This is a genomic window from Streptomyces sp. NPDC049040 (assembly GCF_043197715.1).
Lineage (GTDB): Bacteria > Actinomycetota > Actinomycetes > Streptomycetales > Streptomycetaceae > Actinacidiphila.
The window spans coordinates 39,224-61,980 of the sequence record NZ_JBICTO010000011.1 but is presented as its reverse complement, the minus strand read 5'-3'; the positions used below and the strand labels follow the sequence as shown (position 1 = coordinate 61,980).

The following is a 22,757-nucleotide window of genomic DNA, read 5'->3' as shown; positions in this document are numbered from 1 at the left end:
GGGTTCGCCGCTCACCCTAAGACCGCCGGGGCGTGCAGATTACCCGTCAGTACGTGTGCTGTTGGTCACCGGCTGCCAGCGCATCGTCAGTTCCGGTTCGTTCTCCATGTTGCGCGATCCGTCGTTCGTGTCGACCACCGTGAAGCCGTGGCGCGCGTAGAAAGCCCTGGCTCCCGTATTCCGCTGGAAGACGGCGAGCGTCAGGCCGCCGGGGCGGTGCGCCTTCGCCGCGGACAGCAGCGCGCTGCCGACGCCCTGCCGCAGCACCCCGGCCAGCAGGTAGAGGGCGTCCAGCCGGTCCCCCCTGACGGCCGCGTAGCCGACCACCCGGCCGTCGTCCGCCGCGGCGACCCAGACCGCGGCCGTCGGCATGATCACGTCCCGCACCCAGGCCTCGACCTCGGCGTCGCTGCGCCGGCGCGGCGGCAGATACGGCATGGTCGCCTCCCGGGAGGCGATGTGGACATGGGCGACGGCGGCGGCGTCCGCGGGCTCGGCCGCACGGACGCTGAAGGTGGTTGCGGTCACCGCGGCACCCTACGGGCTGTCACGGGCCGGGTGACAGCCCTTTCGCGGACGATCCCGGCGCCGCCGGAAGCGGGGAAGCGGGGCCGCGCCGGGATCATCGCGAGCCGGCCGGGAAGGCGCGGTCCGCCGCGGCCGCGGGCAGGGGCAGCGGCCGCACGCCGAGCGGCGTGACGGCGGAAACGATCATGATCGCGCGCCCCCTGCGACCTCGGCTGCGCCGAGGCTATTCGCGGCGGCAGGGCCGGCGCCTGAGCACCCGTACTCATCTCCGGCGGCCGCGGCCCCCGCGGGTCCCGGCGCCCGGGGCGGGCACCGGCCTTCGGCCCGTGCGGCGGCCGGGGCGCCTCCCGCGCCCCTGGCGGCCGGCGCCGCACGCGGCGGCCGGGCGCAGACCAGGGGCGCGGGAAGACGGGCCTCAGCAGCCGCAGCTGTAGTACAGGGCGTCCCAGTGGGTGCCCTCGTCCGCGTAGATGTTGCCGGACGCGGCCTGCCACTGCGGGTAGCCGTCGCCGCGCAGGCCGATGTAGCTGAAGGCGTTGTGGACGTAGTTGGTCAGGCAGGTGTTCTTGCCGTAGTCGAGCTTGTAGCCGTTCCAGTGCGAGTAGGTGCCGCTGGCGTGGCCGGTCTCGGTGCCGCCGGTGATGTTGATGGCGCAGCCGCTGGCGTGCTTGAGGGTGACCGCGCCCTGGGCGGTCGCCTGGTTGAGCTGGTCGAAGGACGTACAGGTCGAGACGTTGCGGTTGGAGCAGCCGCCGGACGACGACCAGGTGATGCCCGCGGCGCTGAACATGGCGGTCGCCTGGGCGTGGGTGAGCTTGGTGACGGCGAACGCGTCGGTGGACGCGGCCAGTCCGACGCCGGGGGCGAAGAGTGCGGTGCCGACGAGGGTGAGGGTGCTCATCACGGTACGGATGCGCAGTCGCATGCGTTTTCCTCCTGCTGGTTCCGCTGGGGTGGGCGTGGTGCAGGTGGCGCAGGAGGAGTGTGCCCGAGGTCTACGCGCGTCGCCAGTGTTTTGCGAATGAACATGACACACCGGTCGCCCGGCGGGAGGATTCCCGCCGGGCGACCGGAGCGCCGGACCTGCTACTCCTGCGGGTCGAGACCCGCCCGCAGCAGCCCGTAGGTGTAGGCGTCGTCAAGCGCCTGCCAGGACGCGGCGATCACGTTGTCCGCGACCCCGACGGTGGACCACTCGGCCTCGCCGTCGGTGGTGGTGATGAGCACCCGGGTGGTCGAGTCGGTGCCCGAAGTACCCTCCAGGATGCGGACCTTGTAGTCGACCAGGGCGAATTCCGCGAGCTTGGGGTAGATCCGCTCCAGCGCGCTGAGCAGCGCCCGGTCCAGCGCGTTGACCGGGCCGTTGCCCTCGGCGGTGGCCACGATCCGCTCGCCCTTGGCCCACATCTTGACCGTCGCCTCGTTGGCGTGCGTGCCGTCGGGGCGGTCCTCGGTGATGACCCGCCAGGACTCGGTGCGGAAGAAGCGCTGCGGCCTGCCGTTGATCTCGGCCCGCAGCAGCAGCGCGAACGACGCGTCGGCGGCCTCGTAGGTGTAGCCCTTGAGCTCGCGCTCCTTGACCCGCGCCACCACCCGGCCGACCAGCTCGCGGTCCTCGCCGAGGTCGATGCCCAGCTCGCGGCCCTTGAGCTCGATGGAGGCCCGGCCGGCCATGTCGGAGACCAGCATCCGCATGGTGTTGCCGACCAGTTCGGGGTCGATGTGCTGGTAGAGGTCGGGATCCACCTTGATCGCGGAGGCGTGCAGGCCCGCCTTGTGCGCGAAGGCCGACACCCCCACGTACGGCTGGTGGGTGGACGGCGGCAGGTTGACGACCTCGGCGATGGCGTGCGAGATCCTGGTCATCTCGGCGAGCGCGCCCTCGGGCAGCACCCGGCGGCCGTGCTTGAGTTCGAGCGCGGCGACCACCGGGAAGAGGTTGGAATTGCCGACCCGCTCGCCGTAGCCGTTGGCGGTGCACTGCACGTGGGTGGCGCCGGCGTCCACCGCGGCCAGGGTGTTGGCGACCGCGCAGCCGGTGTCGTCCTGGGCGTGGATGCCGAGCCTGGCCCCGGTGTCGGCCAGCACCAGGCCGGTCACGGCCTGCACCTGGGCGGGCAGCATCCCGCCGTTGGTGTCGCACAGCACCACGACGGACGCGCCCGCCTCGTGCGCGGCCCGTACCACCGCGGTGGCGTAGCCGGCGTTGGCCTTGTAGCCGTCGAAGAAGTGCTCGCAGTCCACGAACACCCTGCGGCCCTGGGCCACCAGGTACGAGACGGTGTCCGCGACCATCGCCAGGTTCTCCTCCAGCGTGGTGCGCAACGCCAGTTCGACATGGCGGTCGTGCGACTTGGCGACCAGGGTGATCACCGGGGCACCCGAGTCGAGCAGCGCCCTGACCTGGGGGTCGTCGGCGGCGCTGGCATGGGCCCTGCGGGTCGCGCCGAAGGCGACCAGCGTGGCGTGTCGGAGGTCCAGCTCCTTGGCGGCACGGGCGAAGAACTCGGTGTCGCGGGGGTTGGCTCCCGGCCAGCCGCCCTCGATGAATCCCACCCCGAAGTCGTCCAGGTGCCGGGCGATCGTCAGCTTGTCGGCGACGGTGAGGTTGATCCCCTCACGCTGGGCGCCGTCGCGCAGCGTGGTGTCGAAGACATGGAAGCTGTCGTCCGGTTCGGCGGTCATGGCTGTCGTAACTCCTGTCGGGTGAGTGGGTTGCCGCCGGATGCGCTGACATCCGGAGGGTCCAGCTCCACTTGCCCCCATCATCCCTCGTGCGGTTTCGCCTCCGGCGCGGGTGGTCCGGGAAACGAAAAAACCTCTCGCGGATGCGAGAGGTCTGCACGCGGGTCTGGGACACGGTGACGTTCCACTGGGGTCAGGGGGGCGTCACTGCGGACCGGCGTGCCTGCTGCCAATAATGCGGGCGTACAGGTGCACGCCGTCAGTCTGGCATACGGGCGAGCCCATCCGGTAAGCGGTCTCACCATCCGGTCCGGCGCTACCAGGCGGGACGCCGGGGCTCTCCCCGGCGTCCCGCGGGACGCCTCGCGTCTACACGCCCAGCGGGTGCATCCAGCCGTGCGGGTCGGGGGCGTTCCCGGTCTGGATGTCGAGCAGCGCGGACCGCAGCCGCATCGTGACCGGGCCCGGCGCCCCGTCGGCCACCGGCCAGCTCGCCCTGGTGGACTTCACCGAGCCGACCGGGGTGATCACCGCGGCCGTACCGCAGGCGAAGACCTCGGTGAGGGTGCCCTCCTCGTGCTGGCGGCGCCAGTCGTCGACGGTGATGCGGCCCTCGCCCACCTCGTAGCCGAGGTCGGCGGCGATGGTCAGCAGCGAGTCGCGGGTGATGCCGGGCAGCAGGGAGCCGGACAGCTCGGGAGTGACGATTCTGTCGCCGTACACGAAGTACAGGTTCATGCCGCCCATCTCCTCGATGCAGCAGCGCTCGATCGCGTCCAGCCAGACCACCTGGTCGCAGCCGTGCGCGATGGCCTGGGCCTGGGCGACGAGGGAGGCGGCGTAGTTCCCGCCGGTCTTGGCCGCTCCGGTGCCGCCGGGCGCGGCGCGGACGTACTCCTCCGACAGCCAGACCGAGACGGGCTGGACGCCGCCGGAGAAGTAGGCGCCTGCCGGGGAGGCGATGACCAGGAAGAGGTACTCGTCGGCCGGCCGCACCCCGAGGCCGACCTCGGTGGCGATCATGAAGGGCCGCAGGTAGAGCGACGCCTCACCCTCGTTCGGCACCCAGTCCTTGTCCTGCCTGACCAGCACGTCGCAGGCCTCGACGAACGTCTCGACGGGGAGTTCCGGCATCGCCAGCCGGCGCGCGGACGCCCGGAAGCGCTCGGCGTTGGCCTCGGGGCGGAAGGTCGCGACACCGCCGCCGGGCTGCCGGTAGGCCTTGAGGCCCTCGAAGATGGTCTGGGCGTAGTGCAGCGTCATGTTCGCGGGGTCGATGGACAGCGGTGCGTACGGCGTGAGCTGGGCGTCGTGCCAGCCGCGGCCCTCGGTCCACCTGATGGTGACCATGTGGTCGGTGAAGTACCGGCCGAAACCCGGACGGGCCAGGATCGCGTCACGCTCGGCGGCGGACAGCGGGTTCGCGGACGGCTTCAGCTCGATCGTGGGCGTCGTCATGTGTGTGTCCTTCACCGTGTCTGGTCTCTCGCTGCCTGCTTGTGCCGTCCCTCACTGCTAGGACGTCCGACTTTCCCGCCGTGAAGCGGCCCCGCCTCTGACGATTATCGCAGCGGCGGGGCCGGGTACCTACCTCTGGTGTCCGGTCAGCCGGAGACCCGGGCGGCCAGCGCGTCGCCGATCTCGACCGTGGAGCGTACGGGGAGGTCCGCACGCCCGGCGAGGTCGGCCTGCACCGCGCTGTCGATCCGGTCGGCCTCGGCGTCGTGGCCCAGGTGCCGGAGCAGCAGCGCCACGGACAGCACGGTCGCGGTCGGGTCGGCCTTGGACTGGCCCGCGATGTCCGGCGCGGAGCCGTGGACCGGCTCGAACATCGAGGGGAATTCGCGGCCGGGGTTGATGTTGCCGCTGGCCGCGACGCCGATGCCGCCGGAGACGGCAGCGGCGAGGTCGGTGATGATGTCGCCGAAGAGGTTGTCGGTGACGATCACGTCGAACCGCTCGGGCTGGGTGACCAGGAAGATGGTCGCCGCGTCCACGTGCAGGTAGTCGGTGGTGACGTCGGGGAACTCGCTGCCGACTTCCTGGAAGATGCGGGTCCACAGGTGGCCGGCGTGCACCAGCACGTTGTTCTTGTGCACCAGGGTCAGCTTCTTGCGCGGGCGGGCCTGCGCGCGGGAGTACGCGTCGCGTACGACCCGCTCGATGCCGAAGGCGGTGTTGAGGCTGACCTCGGTGGCGACCTCGTGCGGGGTGCCGGACCTGATCACCCCGCCGTTGCCGGTGTAGGGGCCTTCCGTGCCCTCGCGGACCACGACGAAGTCGATGTCGGGGCTGCCCGCGAGCGGGGTGCCGACGCCGGGGTAGAGCTTGCTGGGACGCAGGTTCACATGGTGGTCGAAGGCGAAGCGGAGCTTCAGCAGGAAGCCACGCTCCAGCACGCCCGACGGCACCGAGGGGTCGCCGATGGCGCCCAGCAGGATCGCGTCGTGCTCCTTGAGCCGGTCGAGGTCCTCGTCGGTGAGGGTCTGCCCGGTGGCGTGGTAGCGCTTCGCGCCGAAGTCGAACTCCCGGGTCTCGAGTTTCACGTCCTGGGGAAGCACGGCGGAGAGGACCTTGAGACCTTCCGCGACGACTTCCTGGCCGATTCCGTCACCGGGGATCACTGCGAGGCTGAGGCTTCGAGACATGCCAAGCACGCTACTCCGCATCCCAGCGGGTGACACCGCGTGTCCGCATGCCGGACGCCACGTCCGCGGGAGAGGGGATCCGGGGGGTCAGCGCGCTTCGTGGCCGGTGCTGCCGCCGTTGTCACGGCGGTCGAGGCTGCGCTGGAGGGCGCGCTGGGCGTTCTGGCGGGCGGTGTCGTCCATGGGGATCAACTCCTGGGGAAAGCAGGCGAAAGCCGAAAGCGGGCGAAGAGGGCACTGCCGCGGAACGGGGCGGGGGTCCCGGCGGCGGGGGGTGACCCGCTCGAAAGTGCTCAGGACGCGCATCCGCCGCTCGCCCGATGAGGCGAGACGTTCGGCTCCCTACAAAGTTAGGACAGTGCGGTCGTCCTGTCGCCACAATTACTCGGACTTCCTACTATCTGAGACAGACGATCACCCGTTCGCGGACCCGGCAGGCCCGTGAACGGGTGATCTCTTCGTGCTGTCTCAGATCGCCGCAGGTCAGCCCTGGTGCGGGTACCGGTAGTCGGTCGGCGGCACCAGGGTCTCCTTGATCGAGCGGGTGGAGGTCCAGCGCTGCAGGTTCTGCGCCGCGCCCGCCTTGTCGTTGGTGCCCGACGCCCGGCCGCCGCCGAAGGGCTGCTGGCCGACGACCGCTCCGGTGGACTTGTCGTTGATGTAGAAGTTGCCCGCCGCGTGCCGCAGCCGCTCCATCACATGGGCCGCGGCGACCCGGTCCCGCGCCACCACGGAGCCGGTCAGCGCGTAGTCCGAGACCGACTCCATCTGGGTGAGCATCGCCTCGAAGTCGGCGTCCTCGTAGACATGGACGCCCAACACCGGGCCGAAGTACTCCTGCCGGAAGATCTCGTTGTCCGGGTCGGTGGAGACCAGCACGGTCGGGCGGACGAACCAGCCGACCGAGTCGTCGTACGTGCCGCCCGCGACGACCTCGACGGTCGGGTCGGCCTTGGCACGGTCGATGGCCGCCTTGTTCTTGGCGAAGGCCCGCTCGTCGATCAGGGCGCCGACGAAGTTGGACAGGTCGGTGACATCGCCCATGGTGATGCCGTCGACCTCCGCGGCGAACTCCTCCCTGAAGCCGTTCTCCCAGATCGAGCGCGGGATGTAGGCGCGCGAGGAGGCCGAGCACTTCTGGCCCTGGTACTCGAAGGAGCCGCGGGTCAGCGCGGTCTTCAGCACCGCCGGGTCGGCCGAGGGGTGGGCGACGACGAAGTCCTTGCCGCCGGTCTCGCCGACGATGCGCGGGTAGGAGCGGTAGCGCTCGATGTTCTGGCCGACCGTGCGCCACAGGTGCTGGAAGGTCTTGGTGGAGCCGGTGAAGTGGATGCCGGCCAGCTCGGGGTGCTCCAGCGCGACCTCGGAGACGGCGAGGCCGTCACCGGTGACCAGGTTGATCACACCGTCGGGCAGCCCTGCCTCGCGCAGCAGCCGCATCAGCAGTACGGCGGAGTGCGTCTGTGTCGGGGACGGCTTCCACACCACCACGTTGCCCATCAGCGCAGGCGCGGTGGGCAGGTTGCCCGCGATGGCGGTGAAGTTGAAGGGCGTGATCGCGTAGACGAAGCCTTCGAGCGGGCGGTGGTCGAGCCGGTTCCACACGCCGGGCGAGTTGGCGACCGGCTGCTCGGCGAGGATCTGCCGGGCGAAGTGGACGTTGAAGCGCCAGAAGTCGACCAGCTCGCAGGGGCTGTCGATCTCGGCCTGCTGCACCGTCTTGGACTGGCCCAGCATGGTGGAGGCGACCAGCGTCTCGCGCCAGGGGCCGGCCAGGAGCTCCGCGGCGCGCAGGATGATCGCGGCGCGGTCGTCGAAGGAGGTGGCGCGCCACGCGGGCGCGGCGGCCAGGGCCGCGTCCACGGCGTCCCGGGCGTCGCCGGTGGTGGCGTTGGCGTAGCTGCCGAGGACCGCCGCGTGGTTGTGCGGCTGGACGACGTCGAAGCGTTCGCCGCCGCCCATGCGCTGCTCGGCGCCGATGAACATCGGCAGCTCGACCGGGCTGCCGGCCAGCTCCTTGAGCTTCGCTTCGAGCCGGGCGCGCTCGGGGCTGCCGGGGGCGTACGAGTGCACCGGCTCGTTGACCGGCGCGGGGACCTGGGTCACGGCGTCCATGAAGCGTGTCTCCTGGTGAGTCGGGGGTCAGCGACCGGCGGGGGCGAAGGAACGCAGGAAGAAGGCGAGGTTGGCCGGGCGCTCCGCGAGGCGCCGCATGAAATAGCCGTACCAGTCTGCGCCGTAGGGCACGTAGATCCGCATACGCTCCCCTTCGTCCGCGAGCCGCCGCTGCTCGGCGGTCCTGATGCCGTAGAGCATCTGGAATTCGTAGCTGCCGGCCGGGCGGCCGTTGCGGGCGGCGAGCTCCTGGGCGATGGCGATGATGCGCGGGTCGTGCGAGCCGACCATGGGGTAGCCGTCCCCGGCGAAGAGGGTGCGCAGGGCTCGCACGTAGGCCTTGTCGACATCCCGCTTGTTCTGGAAGGCGACCCTGGCCGGCTCGTTGTAGGCGCCCTTGACCAGCCGTACCCGCGAGCCGGTCACGGCCAGCGCCTGGGCGTCGTCCTCGGTACGGAAGAGGTAGGACTGCAGGACCGCGCCGGTCTGCGGGTGCTCCTTGCGCAGCTCGGCCAGCACCGCGAGCGTCGAGTCGACGGTGGTGTGGTCCTCCATGTCGAGCGTCACCGTGGTGCCGATGCTCGATGCGAGTTCCGCCACCTCGGTCACGTTGGCCAGCGCGATGTCGTGGCCGCCGTCGGGAAGCGCCTGGCCGAAGGCCGACAGCTTGACCGAGACCTCCGCACGGGTGCCGAGCAGGTCGTCGCCCAGCCGCTCGAGCAGCCGCAGGTAGGCGTCCCTGGTGGCCCGCGCGGTGGCCCGGTCGGTGACGTCCTCGCCCAGGTGGTCGAGGGTGACGTCCAGGCCGCACGCGGTGAGCGCGCGGACCGCGTCCAGAGCCGGGTGCAGGCCGTCGCCCGCGACGAAGCGGTCGACGACCGGGCGGGTGACGGGCGCGGCGGCGACGACGCGGCGCATACGGTCGCTGCGCGAGGCGGCGAGCAACACGGGACCGAACACGGGGTGTCCTCCAGGGCGGGGCACAGCGGATCTCTCGGAGCGGTTGCCGGTGCGCAGGGCTCCGACACCGCGAATCTAGGATTCGCCTACCCGTTGGACCACGGACACCTGTCACGCATCGACCCGTTCTCCCTCATACAGATGTATGAGGGAGAATGGTCTCGTGCGTGCTGAGTACGGGGACTACGGCGAATTCCAGGACCTGGTGGACGAGGTGTCGGCGCTGCTCGGCGCCCCCGCGACGCTGGAGGACCGGGACTTCCGGCTGATCGCCTTCGGGGTCCACGACAGCGACGACGACGCGGCCACCGACCCGGTCCGCACCCGCTCCATCCTGACCAGGCAGTCCACCGCGGAGGTCCGCGCCTGGTTCGAGCGCTTCGGCATCGCCCGCGCCACCGGTCCTGTCCGCATCCCCGCCGCCCCCGACGCGGGCGTGGTACGCGGCCGGCTGTGCGTGCCGGTGCGGCACGCCGGATTCGTCTACGGCTACGTATGGCTCCTGGACGAGGCCGAGCACTCCCCCGCGCAACTGGCCGCCGCCATGGCGGTGGCCGCCAGGATCGGCGAGCGGCTGGCCTCGATGTCCCGGGCCGGCGCGGAGACCGGCCGGGCGCTGCGTGCGCTGCTGACCGCGGTCACCAGGACCGAGCGCGACACGGCGGAGGACGCGCTGCGCCTCGCGCTCGACCGGGACGCGGACGAGCCGCACGCGCTGGTGTGCGTCCGCGCGCCCGCCGACGGGGCGCCGGGCGCGCTGCCTGGGCTGCGGACCATCCCGTCGGCTGCGGCGCTTGCCCAGGTGCCGGAGCGCGGCCGCGGCGAGCTGATCGCGCTGCTGGTACGGCTGCGGTCGCCGCAGGTGCTGGCGCCGGCCCGCACCGCGGCCGCCCGGCTGCTCGACGCCGTCGGCAGCCAGGGCATGGTCGCAGGACTCAGCGCTTCGAGCCGCTCGCTCGCGGGGCTGCCGGGGGCCTGGCAGGAGGCGACCTCCGCGGCCAGGGCCGCACACGCCCAGCCGATGCTCGGCCCGATCGCCAAGTGGTCCAACCTCGGCCCCTACCGGCTGCTGACCGCACTGCCCGCCGACGCGGCGCCCGACCCCGCGGTCGCCCCGCTGCTCACCTCGGCGCACCAGGAGCTCGCGCACACCGCCGAGGTCTTCCTCGACCACGCGGGCCAGGCCGGGCGTACCGCCACCGCGCTGGCCATCCACCGGCAGACCCTCTACTACCGGCTGTCCCGCATCGAGCAGCTGACCGGCCTCGACCTCGCGGACGGCGAGGCCAGGCTGCTGCTCCACATGGCGCTCAAGGCGGCCAGGCTCTGACACGCACCGGCGCCGCCCCCCTGATGGGAGGCGGCGCCGGTGCGCGGGCGGGGAAACCGTCAGTCGGTGAGGTCCACCGCGCGGGCGGACGTGGCGCCGATCTCGCTCGCGATGTCGGCGAGCACGCCTGCCGGGATGGTGGAGTCGACCGTGAGGGCGACCAGCGCGTCGCCTCCGGCGGCGGCCCTGGCGACCTGCATGCCGGCGATGTTGACGTCGACCTCGCCGAGGATCCGGCCGATGGTGCCGACGACGCCGGGGCGGTCGGTGTAGCGCAGGAAGGCCATGTGGTCGGCGAGCACCAGGTCCACGTCCTCCTCGCCGACGGCGACGACCTTCTGGACGTGCTTGGGGCCTGCCAGCGTGCCGGAGACCGACACCTCGGTGCCGTCGCCGAGGGTGCCGCGCACCGTCACCACGTTGCGGTGGTTGGGCGACTCCGAGCTGGTGGTCAGCCGCACCTCGATACCGCGCTCCTGGGCGAACAGCGGGGCGTTCACGTACGACACCGTCTCGTCCACGATGTCCTCGAAGACGCCCTTGAGCGCGCTGAGTTCGAGGATCTTCACATCGTGCTGGGTGACCTCGCCGCAGACCTCGACATCGAGGCGGGCGGCGACCTCGCCGGCCAGCGCGGTGAAGATCCGGCCCAGCTTCTCGGCGAGCGGCAGCGCGGGCTTGACGTCCTCGGCGATGACACCGCCCTGGACGTTGACCGCGTCGGGGACCAGCTCGCCGGCCAGTGCGAGGCGGACCGACTTGGCGACCGCGATACCGGCCTTCTCCTGCGCCTCGTCGGTGGACGCGCCCAGGTGCGGGGTGGCCACGACGTTGTCGAACTGGAAGAGCGGCGAGTGGGTGCAGGGCTCCTTGGCGTAGACGTCGAGGCCCGCGCCGGCCACCCGGCCCTCCTTGAGCGCCGAGGCCAGTGCCTCCTCGTCCACGATCCCGCCGCGCGCGGCGTTGACGATCCGCACCGACGGCTTGACCTTGTGCATGGCCTCGTCGCCGATCAGGCCCAGCGTCTCGGGGGTCTTGGGCAGGTGGACGGTGATGAAGTCCGCCTGCTCCAGCAGCTCGTCCAGGGTCAGCAGCTTGACGCCCATCTGGGCGGCGCGCGCGGGCTGCACGTAGGGGTCGTAGGCGACCACGTTCATCCCGAAGGCGGACATCCGCTGGGCCACCAGGACGCCGATCCGGCCCAGGCCCACCACGCCGAGGACCTTCTCGCTCAGCTCGACACCCGTGTACTTGTTGCGCTTCCACTCGCCGTTCTTCAGCGCCGAGTTGGCCGGCGCGATGTTGCGGGCGGTGGCGATGAGCAGACCGCAGGCCAGCTCGGCGGCGGTGACGATGTTGGAGGTCGGCGCGTTGACGACCATCACGCCGGCCTTGGTGGCGGCGGCGACATCGACGTTGTCCAGGCCGACACCGGCGCGGGCGACGACCCGGAGTCTGCGGGCGGCGGCCACCGCTTCCGCGTCCACCTTGGTGGCGCTGCGGATCAAAATGGCGTCGACGTCCGTGATCGCGGACAGCAGTTCGGCTCGGTCCGCGCCGTTGCAGTGCCGGATCTCGAAGTCCGGGCCGAGGGCGTCCACCGTCGCGGGCGACAGCTCTTCTGCGATGAGTACGACAGGCTTCTGGCTCACGTGGTCCTCACTTGTCCTTCATGGGCGGCTCGTCCGACCGCTCCAGGGAGGCGGGGAATTGCATGCCGCGTGGAAGACGCACGACGCTGTGAGCCTGAACGCGCTTGTTGAGGCAGTGTATCGGCGGGCCGTTTCCGCGCCTTCGCCGAAATGGAAGGATCACCCGGAGGGGGGCGTCGCTTCGTACAAAGTGCGTACCAGATGCCGGTCAGCCCGGGTACGAAGCGACGCCGCCACGGAGGCCGCGCGGGGGCGCGAAAGGCTTACGCCTCCTCGTCGACCCAGCTCATCAGCTTGCGGAGCTTGCGTCCCGTGGTCTCCAGCAGGTGGTTCTCGTCGGCCTTCTTGTACTCGTTGTACTTCGGCAGGCCGGCGTTGTACTCGGCGATCCAGGCGTTCGCGAAGGTGCCGTCCTGGATCTCGCCCAGGATCTTCTTCATCTCGGCCTTGGTGGCGTCGGTGATGATCCGCGGGCCGGAGACGTAGTCGCCCCACTCGGCGGTCTCGGAGACCGACCAGCGCATCTTCTCCAGGCCGCCCTCGTACATCAGGTCCACGATGAGCTTGAGCTCGTGCAGGCACTCGAAGTACGCGATCTCCGGCTGGTAGCCCGCCTCGACCAGGGTCTCGAAGCCGGCCTTGACCAGGGCGGAGGTGCCGCCGCAGAGGACCGCCTGCTCGCCGAAGAGGTCGGTCTCGGTCTCCTCGGTGAAGGTGGTCTTGATGACGCCGGCGCGGGTGCCGCCGATGCCCTTGGCGTACGACAGCGCCAGCGCGAAGCCCGCACCGGTCGCGTCCTGCTCGACGGCCGCGATGCACGGCACGCCGCGGCCCTCCTCGTACTGACGGCGGACCAGGTGGCCCGGACCCTTGGGGGCGACCATGCAGACGTCGACGCCGGCCGGCGGCTTGATGAAGCCGAACCGAATGTTCAGGCCGTGGCCGAAGAAGAGGGCGTCGCCGTCCTTGAGGTTGTCCTTGATGGACTCCTCGTAGACGCGGGCCTGGATCGGGTCCGGCACCAGGATCATGATGACGTCGGCCTCGGCCGCCGCCTCGGCGACCGGCAGCACCTTCAGGCCCTGCTCCTCGGCCACGGTCTTGGACTTGGAGCCCTCGTGCAGGCCGACCCGCACGTCCACGCCCGAGTCGCGCAGCGACAGCGCGTGGGCGTGGCCCTGGCTGCCGTAGCCGATGACCGCGACCTTGCGGCCCTGGATGATGGACAGGTCGGCGTCGTCGTCGTAGAACAGCTCGGCCACTTCGGGTTCTCCTTGGATCGGGTTGTGCAGCCCACCGTACGACGGGCGGGCGGATACGGGTTTCGGGGTCTCGCTATGCGGATCGGTCCAGCGCGCGCAGCGAGCGGTCGGTGATGGAGCGGGCGCCGCGGCCGATGGCGATGGTGCCCGACTGGACCAGCTCCTTGATGCCGAAGGGCTCCAGCATCTTCAGCATGGCCTCCAGCTTGTCGGCGGCGCCGGTGGCCTCGATCGTGACGGCCTCAGGCGAGACGTCCACGGTCTTGGCACGGAAGAGCTGGACGATCTCCACGATCTGCGAGCGCGACTCGTTGTCGGCGCGGACCTTCACCAGGACGAGTTCACGCGCGACGGCCGCCGAGGGGTCGAGTTCGACGATCTTCAGCACGTTGACCAGCTTGTTGAGCTGCTTCGTCACCTGTTCGAGAGGAAGTTCGTCGATGACGTTGACGACGATGGTGATCCGGGAGATCTCCGGGTGCTCGGTGGTGCCCACCGCGAGGGAGTCGATGTTGAAGCCGCGGCGGGAGAACAGGGCGGTGATCCTGGCCAGGACGCCGGGCTTGTTCTCCACCAGGACGGAGAGCGTGTGCTTGGACATTTTCTGTGGTTCCTTCTCTCGCTCTACCGGCCTCGGTCAGTCGAATGGCAGCTCATTCGGGCTGCCTTCCTGCTCGGTCCCACCGCGGACGGCCTCGTTCCTCGGCCGGCCACTCCGGGACCTCGGGCGTCAGTCATCCAGCTCATTCCGGCTGCCTTCCTGCTCGGTCCCACCGCGGACGGCCTCGTTCCTCGGCCGGCCACTCCGGGACCTCGGGCGTCAGTCATCCAGATCGTCGCTGAAGTCGGGGCGCACGTCCCTGGCCGCCATGATCTCGTCGTTGGAGGTGCCCGCCGCGACCATCGGCCAGACCATCGCGTCCTCGTGGACGATGAAGTCCACGACGACCGGGCGGTCGTTGATGGCGTTCGCCTCGGCGATGACCTTGTCCAGCTCGTCGGGGGACTCGCAGCGCAGGCCGACGCAGCCCATGGCCTCGGACAGCTTCACGAAGTCCGGGACGCGGGTGCCGCGGTTCTGGATCGAGCCGACGCCCTGGGTGGAGCCGGGGACGTGCTCGGCGCCCGAGTGCAGCACCGTGTTGGAGAAGCGCTCGCCGTAGAAGAGGTTCTGCCACTGGCGGACCATGCCCAGGGCGCCGTTGTTGATGATGGCGACCTTGATCGGGATGTTGTTCAGCGCGCAGGTGACCAGCTCCTGGTTGGTCATCTGGAAGCAGCCGTCGCCGTCGATCGCCCAGACGGTGCTGTCCGGCATACCGGCCTTGGCGCCCATCGCGGCGGGGACCGCGTAGCCCATGGTGCCGGCGCCGCCGGAGTTGAACCAGGTGCCGGGACGCTCGTACTTGATGAACTGCGCGGCCCACATCTGGTGCTGGCCGACGCCCGCGGCGAACAGCGTCCCCTCAGGGGCGAGCTGGCCGATCCGCTCGATGACCTGCTGCGGGGACAGGCTGCCGTCACCGGGCACGTCGTAGCCGAGCGGATAGGTGTTCCGCCAGAAGTTCAGGTGGTTCCACCACTCGGTGTAGTCGCCCTTGCGGCCGGCGTCGTGGTCGGCCTGGACGGCGACGATCAGGTCGGCGAGCACCTCGCGGGCGTCACCGACGATCGGCACGTCGGCGATGCGGTTCTTGGAGATCTCGGCCGGGTCGATGTCGGCGTGCACGACCTTGGCGTTCGGCGCGAAGGTGTCGAGGCGGCCGGTGACCCGGTCGTCGAAGCGGGCGCCGAGCGCGATGATCAGGTCGGACTTCTGCAGCGCGGTCACCGCGGAGACGTCCCCGTGCATGCCGGGCATGCCGACGTGCTGCGGGTGGCTGTCGGGGAAGGCGCCGAGCGCCATCAGCGTGGTGGTGACCGGGGCGCCGGTCAGCTCGGCGAGGATCCGCAGCTCCGCGGTGGCGCCTGCCTTGACGACGCCGCCGCCGACGTAGAGCACCGGGCGGCGGGCCTCGTTGATCAGCCGGGCGGCCTCGCGGATCTGCTTGGCGTGCGGCTTGGTCACCGGGCGGTAGCCGGGCAGGTCCTGCTGCGGCGGCCACGAGAAGGTCATCTGGTTCTGCAGCGCGTCCTTGGCGATGTCCACCAGGACCGGGCCCGGTCGGCCGGTGGCCGCGATGTGGAAGGCCTCCGCGATGGTGCGCGGGATGTCGGCGGCGTCCCTGACCAGGAAGTTGTGCTTGGTGATCGGCATGGTGATGCCGCAGATGTCCGCCTCCTGGAAGGCGTCGGTGCCGATGGACTTCGCGGCGACCTGGCCGGTGATGGCGACGATCGGCACCGAGTCCATGTGCGCGTCGGCGATCGGGGTGACCAGGTTGGTCGCACCGGGGCCCGAGGTCGCCATGCAGACGCCGACCCGGCCGGTGGCCTGCGCGTAGCCGGTGGCGGCGTGCCCGGCGCCCTGCTCGTGTCTGACCAGCACGTGCCGGACCTTGGCCGAGTCCATCAGCGGGTCGTAGGCCGGCAGGATCGCACCGCCCGGGATGCCGAACACGGTGTCTGCCCCTACGGCCTCGAGGGAGCGGATGAGCGCCTGCGCGCCCGTCATGCGCTCGGCGGTGGCGGCGGGGACCGCGTGGCGGGTCCGCGGCTGCGGATGGTGGGACCCGGTGGCCTGCTCGGTCATCTGCGTCTCTTCTCTCGAAGATGAGGGTGGTGAGGTGGTGAGGGTTTCGCCCGGTTGTGGCCCGGCGCCGGACGGGTGCCGGACAACAAAAAACCCCTCGTGCCGTGAGGCAAGCGAGGGGAGCGCGCCGGTGCGTGTGCGAGGCGGTGTGGAGGCCTCGGTCAGCCGACGCGCTTTCCAAGTACGAGAATTCGGGTGCGCATGGCGACGACCTTCCTCCGGGACCCCGGGGGGTGTCAAGCGGGTGGGACACGCGTCTCACTATGTGATCGGCAGGACGGCAGCTGCACCGTCCTGGGCGCGACCTGCTCCCCGGCGGAACCTCCCAGGCCCGAGGCCTTGGGGGACGCCTCCTGCGGTACGGGCCTGCCGCCGTCCTGCTTCCCCGCGGAACGGCCGGATTCACCCGGTACGGGATAACCCCCACGGGTGAGCGACCCGCGCAGCCGGTGCTCGTCCAGCAGCCCGGAGAAGGCCATCCCCTGGCCCTGGCCGCAGCCCATCTCGCGCAGCGCGTGCACCTGCTCGGGCCGGTCCACCCCGTCGGCGACCGTACGCACCCCCAGGTCGGCGGCGATCCGCAGCAGCCCCCTGGTGATCTTGTGCAGCCGGGCGGACTCGACCACTCCCTCCACGAAGCCCCTGTCGAGCTTGACGGCGTCCACCGGCAGGCTGCGCAGGGCGCTGAGGGCCGCGTGCCCAGAGCCGAAGCCGCCGAGCGAGATCCGGACCCCTGCCCGGCGCAATTCGGTCAGCCTGCGCTCCAGCTCGTCCAGCGAGATCCGCGGATCACCGCCGGTCAGCTCGACCACCAGGCCGCCGGGAGGCAGGTCGTGCCGCTCCAGCAGGCCTTCGACGGCGCCGGCCGGCAGGTCGCGGTGCAGCAGCCGGCGGGCCGAGAGCTTCACGGTGACCGGGACCCGGTGGCCGGCGCCGTAGCGGAGCGCGGCCTGCGCCACCGCCTGCTCCAGCTGCCATCTGCCCAGCTCCGAGGTGCGGTCGACGTCCTCGGCCGCGAGCAGGAATTCCGCCGGGGTGAAGAGGATGCCCTGGGCGGACCGCCAGCGGGCCTGCGCCTCGACGCCGGCGATGCGGCCGCAGGACAGCTCCACCACCGGTTGGTGCAGCAGGGTGAACTCGCCGTCGTGCAGGGCGCGGTGCAGCCGGGTGGCCAGCTCGGTACGCCGTACGACGTCGGCCTGCAATTGCGGTGCGAACAGCTCGACCCTGCCCTTGCCCGCCTGCTTGGCGCGGTACATCGCCAGGTCGGCGTTGCGCATCAGATCGCTCGCCGAGGTGCCCGGCTCGGCGAAGGCGATGCCGATGCTGGCACCGACCCGCACCTCGCCGCCGTCGACCCGGTACGGCTCGCACAGCGCGGACCGCAGCCGCTCGGCGATCTCCCTGATCTGGTGCTCCAGGGCACCGCAGACCAGGACGGCGAACTCGTCGCCGCCGAGCCTGGCCGCGGTGTCGCCGGCCCGCAGTGCCTCCTGGAGCCGGCGGGCCGCCTGGGTGAGCAGGTGGTCGCCTGCCTGGTGGCCGATGGAGTCGTTGACCGCCTTGAAGCCGTCGAGGTCGACGTAGAGCACCGCCGCCCTGCAGTCGCCCGACCGCCGGCCGCCGAGCGCCCTGCCCACCCGGTCGAGGAAGAGCAGCCGGTTGGGCAGGTCGGTGAGCGGGTCGTGCGAGGCGTTGTGCTGCAACTGGGCCTGGAGGCGGACCCTCTCCGTCACGTCGCGGCTGTTGAAGATCAGGCCGCCCTGGTAGCGGTTGACGCTGGACTCGACGTTGAGCCAGCCGTCCTCGCCCTGCGGGCCGCCCTGCCGCCCCGACCTGATGCGGCACTCGATCCTGGTGGCCGGCTCCTCGCCGGGGGGCGCCGCGAGGAAGCGGCGCACCTCGTGCACGACCCGGCCGAGGTCGTCGGGGTGGATGTGCGCGGACAGCTCGGTGCCGATCAGCTCCTCGGGGTCGCGGCCGTAGACACCGACCGATGCGGGGCTGACGTACCGCAGCACCCCGGTGGGGGCGGCGATCATGATGACGTCGCTCGATCCCTGGACCAGGGAGCGGAAGTGGTTCTCCTTCTGGGCGAGTTCCTGGGTCAGCGCGATGTTGTCGAGCAGCATGATGCCCTGCCTGACGACCAGCGCGAGCACCACGGTGCTGCCGGTGAGCAGCACGACCTTGTCGCACTTCTCGCCGGTGATCACGTCGTAGAGGATGCCGAGGGTGCACACCGCGGCGGCGAGGTACGGGGTCAGCGCGGAGAGCGACCCGGTGACCTTGCGGGTGGCGGTGCCAGGGCGCAGCAGCGGCTGCTCCCTGCGCCCGACCCAGGGGGCGTAGGCCATCAGCATGCTGCCGGCGAACCAGCCGGCGTCCAGGATCTGGCCCGAGCGGTAGTGCTCGCGCAGCAGCGGTGAGGTGAACAGCGCGTCGCACAGCACGGTCAGCGCCAAGGCGGCCAGTGCGGTGTTGACGGCGGCGCGGTTGGCGGACGAGCGCCGGAAGTGCAGTGCCAGGACCATGCTGACCAGCACGATGTCCAGCAGCGGATACGCCAGCGACAGCGCGACCTTGGCGGTGCTCGGGCCGTCGAAGCGGGCGGTGCGCGCCAGGGCCAGGCTCCACGACAAGGTCAGCAGCGATCCGCCGATCAGCCAGGTGTCCAGACCCAGGCACACCCAGCCGGCCTTGGTCACCGGCCGCTTGGCCAGCACCAGCAGGCCGATCACGGCGGGCGGCGCGAACAGCAGGAAGCAGAAGTCCGCGGGCGAGGTCTGCGGCACCTGGCGGTGCAGCACGACTTCGTACCACCCCCAGATGCCGTTGCCGAGCGCGACCATCGTGGAGGAGGCGGCGAACAGCAGCCAGGCGGCCCGGTGGCCCGCGGCGGTCCTGCGGGCGTAGAGCAGCATCGAGACCGCGGCGGCGGCAGCGGCGGCCGAGAGGCCGAAGTCCCCCATGAAGGCGGCGACATCGCCCGCGCCCCAGCCCAGCACCGCCCCCGTCGTGTAGCCGCCGCACAGCAGCGCGAGCAGCAGCTGCGGCAGCAGGCCCGCGCTCCCGTCCCGGGACGGCGGTCTGCCGAGCACCGCGCCGGTGGTGGTCACCGCGCTGTCCCGTGCGGTGGGGCCGGGCGGCGCAGCCGGTGCGCGGAGCGCTGCCGGTGCCCGGTCTGCGGCCGGTCGGGTCGTGCGGTGCGCTGGGTGCGCCTGCCAGGGAACCGCCTCGGTCCGTGCATCGCCCGTCGCCCCCCTTACTCGCTCGTCGTTCACTCGCCGCGTCGCCGGCTTCGGCACTGCGGCGCGCCCCCGTTTCGGGACGATACACCAGATCCGTCACTCAGGGATAGGTGCCCTCTACTGAGCGTAACCATATGGGGGTCGCCGGACACCCCGCGGAGTCACCCGGTGCCAGCCGGTGGCAGGCCGGGCCTCCTGGCGGGGCGCCGCTTGCGCGCCGCGGCCGGCCGTCGCGGTCAGCCGGTCACCCGGACGACGTTCGCCAACTCCTCGCCATTGGCGAATCTGACCAGCTGGGACCGGATCAAACGCTTCGCGCGGGGCTGGAAAGCGGAGGTGCTGCCTCCCACGTGCGGGCTGATCAGCACACCGGGCGCGTGCCACAGCGGGTGCCCGGCGGGCAGCGGTTCCGGGTCGGTGACATCCAGTGCCGCGGTCAGCCGGCCTGACTCGGTCTCCGCCAGCAGCGCCTTGGTGTCCACCACCGCGCCGCGGGCCATGTTCACCAGCAGGGCGCCGTCCTTCATCGCGGCCAGGAAGGCGGGCCCTGCCAGGCCCCTGGTCTGCTCGGTCAGCGGGGTGGTGAGCACCACCACGTCGGCGGTCGGCAGCAGGCCGGGAAGGTCGGCCAGCGCGTGCACGGGCCCGCGGGGCGTGTCGCGTGCGGTGCGCGCCACCCGGGTCACCTCGCACTCGAAGGGCGTGAGGCGGTCCTCGACCGCGGCTCCTATCGACCCGTAGCCGACGATGAGCACCCGGCGGTCGGCCAGGGCCGGGTAGAAACCGGAGTACCACTTCTCGGCGTCCTGGCCGCGCACGAAGCGCGGGATGCCGCGCAGCGAGGCGAGGATGAGGGCGAGGGCGAGCTCCGCGGTGCTCGCCTCGTGCACCCCGCGGGCGTTGCACAGGCGCACGCCCGGCGCGAAGTGGTCGAGGTGGGGCGCGATGTGGTCCACACCGGCGCTCAGGGTCTGGATGACGCGCACACCGGTCATGCGCGGCAGCGGGAGTGCGCCGGCGGTCGGCCCCTTCATGTAGGGGACGACGTAGAAGGCGGCGGCTTCGGGATCGGCGGGGAAGTCTCCGGTGCCGTCCCAGTACACGTAGTCGAACGCGTCGGGCAGTCCGTCGATCTCCTCGGGCGGCAGGGATACCCACACCTGCGGGCGGGAGCCGGTGGCGGGGTCCTGGGTCGTGTCGGTCATGGTCAGGAGGCTATGGCACAGTGTTGCGTCTCAGGGAGGTCGGCACGGTGGAGCGCAGAGCGGTCGGCGCGACGGCACTTGCGGTAGGGGCGGTCGGGCTCGGCTGCATGCCGATGAGCTGGGGGTACGCGGCCTCACGGCGGGACGGCGAGGAGTCGCTGCGGGTCGTGCACGGCGCGCTCGACCACGGCACGACGCTGCTGGACACCGCCGACATGTACGGCCCGTTCACCAACGAGCTGCTGCTGGGGCGGGTGTTGAAGGAGCGGCGGCGCGAGGCCTTCGTCGCCACCAAGTGCGGGCTGCTCGCCGGTGAGCAGCACATCGTGGCCAACGGCCGCCCGTCGTACGTCAGGCGGGCGTGCGACGCGTCGCTGCGGCGGCTGCAGACCGACAGGATCGACCTCTACCAGCTGCACCGGGTCGACCCCGAGGTCCCCGTCGAGGAGACCTGGGGCGCGATGGCGGAACTCGTCGCCGCCGGGAAGGTGCGCGCCCTCGGCCTGTGCGCGGTCGGGGCGCGCGGCCACCGCAGGGCCGGTGCCCCGCTGCACGAGGAGACGCTGCGCCAGCTGGTGCGCGCCCAGCAGGTCTTCCCGGTCGCCTGCGTCCAGGCGGAGCTGTCGGTGTGGGCCGCCGAGGCGTTGGACGCGCTGCTGCCGTGGTGCACCGCGCACGGCGTCGGCTTCCTGGCCGCGATGCCGCTCGGCAACGGCTTCCTCACCGGGACGCTCACGCCGGGCGAGGGCTTCGAGCCGGACGATCTGCGGGCCAGGCATCCGCGCTTCACCGCGGACATGATGGCCGCGAACCAGCCGATCGTGGCGGGGCTGCGGCGGGTGGGCCGCAGGCACGGGGCGACACCGGCGCAGGTGGCGCTCGCCTGGGTGCTGGCCCAGGGGCCCGGCGTCGTGCCCATCCCCGGCACCCGTTCGGCGTCCAGGACCGCGGAGAACGCCGCCGCGGCGGAAGTGGCCCTGACCGCGGCGGACCTCGCGGAGATCGCCTCGCTGCCGCCGGCGCGGGGCTCCTGGGACTAGGGCCTGTCGAGCCCGTGCCCGGGGTCTCGGGGAGTTCCCCGCAGTGCACACGCGCCTCAGCCCGGCGGGTCCCGGGCGCGCGACTCCGGCTGCGGAGCCGGGCGGTGATGTGATCTGCTTGGGGCGGGAAGAAGGGGTGTCGACGTTGCGAGGTCTGACGGTGGGCTCAGGGAGGCCGGGCAGCGGCCGCCGCGCCGCGGGAGGCGCGGCCGCGGTCGTACTCGCCGCCGTGCTCGTCGGCGGCTGCAGCGACGGCCCGCCCATGAAGGCGCCGTCCGCCACCACGGCACCGCACACCTCCGGCGCCCCCGCCGCGCCGCCCACGTCGGGTCCGGCCACCACCACCGCCTCGGCGACCCCGGCGCCCGCCAAGGGCACAGCGAAGGTCACCGCCACGCTCGCCACGAACCTGGCCTCGCCCTGGGGCCTGGTGCGGCTCGCCGACGACACGCTGCTGGTCGGCTCGCGCGACACCGGGAAGATCACCCGGGTCGACCCGGCGAAGAAGACGTCCACCGTGATCGGCACCGTCCCCGGCGTCGCCCACACGCAGGGCGGCGAGGCGGGCCTGCTCGGCCTGGCCCTCTCACCGGACTTCGGCACCGACCACCTGCTCTACGCCTACTTCAGCACCGAGTCGGACAACCGCATCGCGCGGATGGTGTTCGACCCGACCCGGGCGGCAGGCGACCAGCTCGGGGCGCCGGACACGGTCCTGCGGGGCATCCCGACCGGCGCCATCCACAACGGCGGGCGGATCGCCTTCGGCCCCGACGGCATGCTCTACGCCGGGACCGGCGAGACCGCGGAGCGCGGCCTCGCCCAGGACATGACCTCGCTCGGCGGCAAGATCCTGCGGATGACGCCCGACGGCCAGGTGCCGGCGGACAACCCGGTCTCCGGATCCCTCGTCTACTCCCCCGGCCACCGCAACGTGCAGGGCCTCGCGTGGGACGCGCAGGGGCGGCTCTGGGCGTCGGAGTTCGGCCAGGACACCTGGGACGAGCTGAATCTCATCGAGCCCGGGAAGAACTACGGCTGGCCGGTCGTGGAGGGCATCGCCCACCGGGCGGGCTACGTCGACCCGGTCGTCCAGTGGCACACCGACGAGGCGTCACCCAGCGGCATCGCCTACGCGGCGGGCTCCATCTGGATGGCCTCCCTCAAGGGGCAGCGCCTCTGGCGCATCCCCCTCGACGGGACGAAGGCCGCCGCGCCGCCGCAGGCCTTCTTCACCAGCACCTACGGGCGGTTGCGGACGGTGGTCGCGGTCGACGACCACACGATCCTGTTGAGCACGAGCAACACGGACGGGCGCGGCACCCCCAAGCCCGGCGACGACCGGATCCTGCAGCTCACCGTCAGCTAGGACGGGTCCGGACGGAACCG

At 71.6% G+C, this 22,757-nt stretch carries 16 protein-coding genes; 3 read left to right on the top strand and 13 right to left on the bottom strand.

Annotated features, from left to right (window positions below; all coding sequences use genetic code 11):
* Positions 1–39: 39 nt before the first annotated feature.
* The 7 genes from ACGFMP_RS25330 to ACGFMP_RS25300 all read right to left on the bottom strand — a co-directional run bounded on the left by ACGFMP_RS25330 (position 40) and on the right by ACGFMP_RS25300 (position 8,936).
* Positions 40–528 (bottom strand): GNAT family N-acetyltransferase, encoded by a 489-nt coding sequence (locus ACGFMP_RS25330; RefSeq protein WP_393675281.1) that lies wholly within the window; start codon positions 526–528, stop codon positions 40–42.
* Between the two features lie 415 nt (positions 529–943).
* A complete protein-coding gene (locus ACGFMP_RS25325; protein WP_393675280.1) occupies positions 944–1,453 on the bottom strand; it encodes a hypothetical protein in 510 nt (169 codons plus the stop codon).
* Between the two features lie 161 nt (positions 1,454–1,614).
* Positions 1,615–3,213 (bottom strand): citramalate synthase, encoded by a 1,599-nt coding sequence (gene cimA, locus ACGFMP_RS25320; RefSeq protein WP_393675279.1) that lies wholly within the window; start codon positions 3,211–3,213, stop codon positions 1,615–1,617.
* A 369-nt stretch (positions 3,214–3,582) separates the two neighbouring features.
* Positions 3,583–4,671 carry a branched-chain amino acid aminotransferase gene (locus ACGFMP_RS25315; RefSeq protein WP_393675278.1) on the bottom strand — a complete coding sequence of 363 codons (1,089 nt, stop codon included), beginning with the start codon at positions 4,669–4,671 and terminating at the stop codon, positions 3,583–3,585.
* Between the two features lie 146 nt (positions 4,672–4,817).
* Positions 4,818–5,861: a 3-isopropylmalate dehydrogenase gene (locus ACGFMP_RS25310; protein WP_393675277.1), complete on the bottom strand. Its 1,044-nt coding sequence runs from the start codon at positions 5,859–5,861 to the stop codon at positions 4,818–4,820.
* A gap of 483 nt (positions 5,862–6,344) precedes the next feature.
* Positions 6,345–7,976: an L-glutamate gamma-semialdehyde dehydrogenase gene (gene pruA / locus ACGFMP_RS25305; protein WP_393675276.1), complete on the bottom strand. Its 1,632-nt coding sequence runs from the start codon at positions 7,974–7,976 to the stop codon at positions 6,345–6,347.
* Between the two features lie 27 nt (positions 7,977–8,003).
* Entirely contained in the window at positions 8,004–8,936 is a 933-nt protein-coding gene (locus tag ACGFMP_RS25300) for a proline dehydrogenase family protein (RefSeq protein WP_393675275.1), read from the bottom strand.
* A 145-nt stretch (positions 8,937–9,081) separates the two neighbouring features.
* Here ACGFMP_RS25300 and ACGFMP_RS25295 point away from each other — a divergent pair, with 145 nt between their 5' ends.
* On the top strand, positions 9,082–10,266 hold the full coding sequence (locus tag ACGFMP_RS25295) for a PucR family transcriptional regulator (RefSeq protein ID WP_393675274.1): 1,185 nt from the start codon (positions 9,082–9,084) through the stop codon (positions 10,264–10,266).
* 59 nt (positions 10,267–10,325) lie between these two features.
* On the opposite strand, the gene serA is transcribed toward ACGFMP_RS25295, so the two are convergent.
* The 6 genes from serA to ACGFMP_RS25265 form a co-directional block, all read right to left on the bottom strand.
* Positions 10,326–11,918, bottom strand: a complete 1,593-nt coding sequence (gene serA / locus ACGFMP_RS25290) for a phosphoglycerate dehydrogenase (protein ID WP_393675273.1) — start codon at positions 11,916–11,918, stop codon at positions 10,326–10,328.
* Between the two features lie 263 nt (positions 11,919–12,181).
* Positions 12,182–13,180: a ketol-acid reductoisomerase gene (ilvC, locus tag ACGFMP_RS25285; RefSeq protein WP_393675272.1), complete on the bottom strand. Its 999-nt coding sequence runs from the start codon at positions 13,178–13,180 to the stop codon at positions 12,182–12,184.
* Positions 13,181–13,253: 73 nt separating this feature from the next.
* Entirely contained in the window at positions 13,254–13,781 is a 528-nt protein-coding gene (gene ilvN / locus ACGFMP_RS25280) for an acetolactate synthase small subunit (protein WP_033173125.1), read from the bottom strand.
* A gap of 219 nt (positions 13,782–14,000) precedes the next feature.
* Positions 14,001–15,872: an acetolactate synthase large subunit gene (locus ACGFMP_RS25275; protein ID WP_393675271.1), complete on the bottom strand. Its 1,872-nt coding sequence runs from the start codon at positions 15,870–15,872 to the stop codon at positions 14,001–14,003.
* A 236-nt stretch (positions 15,873–16,108) separates the two neighbouring features.
* Entirely contained in the window at positions 16,109–18,991 is a 2,883-nt protein-coding gene (locus ACGFMP_RS25270; RefSeq protein WP_393675270.1) for a putative bifunctional diguanylate cyclase/phosphodiesterase, read from the bottom strand.
* 368 nt (positions 18,992–19,359) lie between these two features.
* A complete protein-coding gene (locus ACGFMP_RS25265) occupies positions 19,360–20,328 on the bottom strand; it encodes a 2-hydroxyacid dehydrogenase (protein WP_393675269.1) in 969 nt (322 codons plus the stop codon).
* A gap of 47 nt (positions 20,329–20,375) precedes the next feature.
* Between ACGFMP_RS25265 and ACGFMP_RS25260 the strand changes: the two genes are divergently transcribed.
* A complete protein-coding gene (locus ACGFMP_RS25260; RefSeq protein WP_393675411.1) occupies positions 20,376–21,368 on the top strand; it encodes an aldo/keto reductase in 993 nt (330 codons plus the stop codon).
* A gap of 145 nt (positions 21,369–21,513) precedes the next feature.
* The gene (locus ACGFMP_RS25255; protein ID WP_393675410.1) at positions 21,514–22,737 is read left to right on the top strand and encodes a PQQ-dependent sugar dehydrogenase; all 1,224 of its coding nucleotides are present in this window, start codon (positions 21,514–21,516) and stop codon (positions 22,735–22,737) included.
* The last annotated feature ends 20 nt before the right edge of the window (positions 22,738–22,757 follow it).

Excerpts from the sequence above, each read along its gene's own strand:
- ACGFMP_RS25325 (WP_393675280.1), bottom strand. The coding sequence starts at position 1,453 with ATGCGACTGCGCATCCGTACCGTGATGAGCACCCTCACCCTCGTCGGC.
- ACGFMP_RS25275 (WP_393675271.1), bottom strand. The coding sequence starts at position 15,872 with ATGACCGAGCAGGCCACCGGGTCCCACCATCCGCAGCCGCGGACCCGC.
- pruA (WP_393675276.1), bottom strand. The coding sequence starts at position 7,976 with ATGGACGCCGTGACCCAGGTCCCCGCGCCGGTCAACGAGCCGGTGCAC.
- ACGFMP_RS25310 (WP_393675277.1), bottom strand. The coding sequence starts at position 5,861 with ATGTCTCGAAGCCTCAGCCTCGCAGTGATCCCCGGTGACGGAATCGGC.
- ACGFMP_RS25295 (WP_393675274.1), top strand. The coding sequence starts at position 9,082 with ATGAGGGAGAATGGTCTCGTGCGTGCTGAGTACGGGGACTACGGCGAA.
- ACGFMP_RS25265 (WP_393675269.1), bottom strand. The coding sequence starts at position 20,328 with ATGACCGACACGACCCAGGACCCCGCCACCGGCTCCCGCCCGCAGGTG.
- ACGFMP_RS25315 (WP_393675278.1), bottom strand. The coding sequence starts at position 4,671 with ATGACGACGCCCACGATCGAGCTGAAGCCGTCCGCGAACCCGCTGTCC.
- ilvN (WP_033173125.1), bottom strand. The coding sequence starts at position 13,781 with ATGTCCAAGCACACGCTCTCCGTCCTGGTGGAGAACAAGCCCGGCGTC.
- cimA (WP_393675279.1), bottom strand. The coding sequence starts at position 3,213 with ATGACCGCCGAACCGGACGACAGCTTCCATGTCTTCGACACCACGCTG.